Source organism: Aliiroseovarius sp. PTFE2010 (assembly GCF_049943335.1).
Lineage (GTDB): Bacteria > Pseudomonadota > Alphaproteobacteria > Rhodobacterales > Rhodobacteraceae > JBNFVY01.
Genome location: NZ_JBNFVY010000023.1, coordinates 2,501 through 5,933, shown reverse-complemented (window position 1 = coordinate 5,933; position 3,433 = coordinate 2,501). Strand labels below are relative to the sequence as shown.

The window sequence follows — 3,433 nt, the reverse complement described above, 5'->3', positions numbered from 1 at the left end:
TTTGGTTGCGGGAGTAGGATTTGAACCTACGACCTTCAGGTTATGAGCCTGACGAGCTACCGGGCTGCTCCATCCCGCGACAGAGGTATTGATTGGGTACGATCGATTAGAGAGATCTGAGTGTCTTACTAGGTTTGGCGGTGACCTACTCTCCCACGTCTTAAGACGCAGTACCATCGGCGCAACCGTGCTTAACGGCCGAGTTCGGGATGGGATCGGGTGTTTCACTGGCGCTGTGACCACCAAACCGAGAAAGACACTCAAACATCGCCCGCGATTGCGGGTCCAAGTTGTACACGTGGTGTATGCTTTTGACCAGCTCAGAAGGTATAACCCTTGCTGTTACTGGATCAAATCAAGCCTATCGGACAATTAGTACCGGTCAACTGAACGCATTGCTGCGCTTACATCTCCGGCCTATCGACGAGGTGGTCTACCTCGGTCCTCAGGGATACCTTGTTTTGAGGGGGGCTTCCCGCTTAGATGCCTTCAGCGGTTATCCTTTCCGATCATAGCTACCCAGCACTGCCGTTGGCACGACAACTGGTCCACCAGTGGATCGTTCACCCCGGTCCTCTCGTACTAGGGGCAACTCCTCTCAAGTATCCTACACCCACGGCAGATAGGGACCGAACTGTCTCACGACGTTCTAAACCCAGCTCACGTACCTCTTTAAACGGCGAACAGCCGTACCCTTGGGACCTGCTCCAGCCCCAGGATGAGATGAGCCGACATCGAGGTGCCAAACACTGCCGTCGATATGGACTCTTGGGCAGTATCAGCCTGTTATCCCCGGCGTACCTTTTATCCGTTGAGCGATGGCCCTTCCACTCGGGACCACCGGATCACTATGGCCGTCTTTCGACTCTGCTCGACTTGTCAGTCTTGCAGTCAGGCTGGCTTCTGCCATTGCACTCAACGAGCGATTTCCGACCGCTCTGAGCCAACCTTCGCGCGCCTCCGTTACTCTTTAGGAGGCGACCGCCCCAGTCAAACTACCCGCCACACAGGGTCCCGGATCCAGATAATGGACCGCGGTTAGACATCAAGCAAAGCAAGGGTGGTATCTCAAGGGAGGCTCCACAGAAACTAGCGTTCCTGCTTCAAAGCCCACCACCTATCCTGCACATGCTTGGCCTGATGCCAGTGTGAAGCTGTAGTAAAGGTGCACGGGGTCTTTCCGTCTAACCGCGGGAAGCCTGCATCTTGACAGGCAATTCAATTTCGCTGAGTCGATGTTGGAGACAGCGGGGAAGTCGTTACGCCATTCGTGCAGGTCGGAACTTACCCGACAAGGAATTTCGCTACCTTAGGACCGTTATAGTTACGGCCGCCGTTTACCTGGGCTTCAATTCGGAGCTTGCACCCCTCCTTTTAACCTTCAGGCACCGGGCAGGCGTCAGACCCTATACGTCGTCTTGCGACTTCGCAGAGCCCTGTGTTTTTAGTAAACAGTCGCCACCCCCTGGTTTGTGCCCCCAGTCAATACTTGCGTAGAAACTGGGCCTCCTTCTCGCGAACTTACGGAGGTATTTTGCCGAGTTCCTTCAACATCGTTCTCTCAAGCGCCTTGGTATTCTCTACCAGTCCACCTGTGTCGGTTTAGGGTACGATCTAATAGTGGGGCTATTTCCAGGAACCGCTCAGCAGCCCAGTCAATCCAATAAGACTGAACTACCCCTGCGATCCGTCACCTCCACATGGCCCAGGAATATTAACCTGGTTCCCATCGACTACGCCTTTCGGCCTCGCCTTAGGGGTCGGCTTACCCTGCTCAGATTAACTTTAAGCAGGAACCCTTGGACTTTCGGCGACAGGGTCTCTCACCCTGTTTGTCGCTACTCATGTCATCATTCTCACTAGTGATCTCTCCACCGGATCGTTCACACGCCGGCTTCACAGAAAATCCCTTGTGTCCAATGTTCCCGAAGGAACTAAGGACACATGGGATTATATCACACTACGCTCCGCTACCATGCCTTACGGCATCCTAAGCTTCGGCTCATGGCTTGAGCCCCGATACATCTTCGCCGCAGGACAACTTGTCTAGACCAGTGAGCTGTTACGCTATCTTTAAAGGATGGCTGCTTCTAAGCCAACCTCCTGGTTGTTTTGGTCGTCCCACCTGCTTTCCCACTTAGCCATGAATTAGGGGCCTTAGCTGTAGGTCAGGGTTGTTTCCCTCTCCACCATGGACGTTAGCATCCATGGTGTGTCTGCCATCTAGTACTCCCGGGTATTCGGAGTTTGGTTAGGATCAGTAAGCCTGTGGGGCCCCATTACCCATCCAGTGCTCTACCCCCCGGGGTATTCGGATGACGCTCTACCTAAATAGATTTCGCGGAGAACCAGCTATCTCCGAGTTTGATTGGCCTTTCACCCCTAGGCACAACTCATCCCGACCTTTTTCAACAGGTGTGGGTTCGGACCTCCAGTAAGTGTTACCTTACCTTCATCCTGGTCATGCCTAGATCACTCGGTTTCGGGTCTGATCCATCTAACTCATTCGCCCTATTAAGACTCGCTTTCGCTGCGCCTACACCTAACGGCTTAAGCTTGCTAGATAGACCAAGTCGATGACCCATTATACAAAAGGTACGCCGTCAGGGCACAAGGCCCCTCCGACTGCTTGTAGGCGTCCGGTTTCAGAAACTGTTTCACTCCCCTCGTCGGGGTGCTTTTCACCTTTCCCTCACGGTACTGGTTCGCTATCGGTCAGTAAGGAGTACTTAGCCTTCGAAGGTGGTCCTCCGATCTTCAGACAGGATTTCACGTGTCCCGCCCTACTTAATACGTCCAATCATGCTTCTTATACGGGGCTGTCACCCGCTATGGCTGCGCTTTCCAACGCATTCTAATCACACTCATGGCTCGGCTGGTCCCCGTTCGCTCGCCGCTACTAGGGGAGTATCAATTGATGTCCTTTCCTCCGGGTACTTAGATGTTTCAGTTCCCCGGGTTTGCTCTTAAAACCCTATGTATTCAGGTTGAAAGTACCTGTTTCAGCTCATTATTGATTGGCCGAAGCCAACAATAACAAACTGTCAGGTGGGTTGCCCCATTCGGAAATTCCTGGGTCAAAGCTTATTCTCAGCTCGCCAGAACTTATCGCAGAGTATCACGTCCTTCATCGCCTCTTACTGCCAAGGCATCCACCAAACGCCCTTTTCGCGCTTGATTTGATCCAGAAAGAGCAAGGCTCGCGCCCCGCATGGCGCCAAGCTGGTTCAAGCAGACGCCTTCTATTTCCGGACCAAAAGCATACTATCCCGCTGCCCGGAGGGATAATTCCGGGCAACAATGGCAACCCTGGGTAAGGGTTGCCGGTTAGTGTACTTGACTTGGAAGCTTATCGCTTTCGGGGCTTTGACCCCCGGATCCAGGACGCACTGCCCGGATCAGCAATAAGCTGATGTTTGATCTCTCTATACGA

General features: G+C 53.2%; 1 tRNA gene and 2 rRNA genes. All 3 read right to left on the bottom strand.

What is annotated here, in order from left to right:
- Positions 1–2 precede the first annotated feature (2 nt).
- The 3 genes from ACP2AV_RS15515 to ACP2AV_RS15505 all read right to left on the bottom strand — a co-directional run bounded on the left by ACP2AV_RS15515 (position 3) and on the right by ACP2AV_RS15505 (position 3,180).
- Positions 3–79: transfer RNA gene (locus ACP2AV_RS15515), tRNA-Met, on the bottom strand.
- A gap of 53 nt (positions 80–132) precedes the next feature.
- Positions 133–247 (bottom strand): 5S ribosomal RNA (gene rrf / locus ACP2AV_RS15510).
- A 104-nt stretch (positions 248–351) separates the two neighbouring features.
- Positions 352–3,180 (bottom strand): 23S ribosomal RNA (locus ACP2AV_RS15505).
- Positions 3,181–3,433 lie beyond the last annotated feature (253 nt).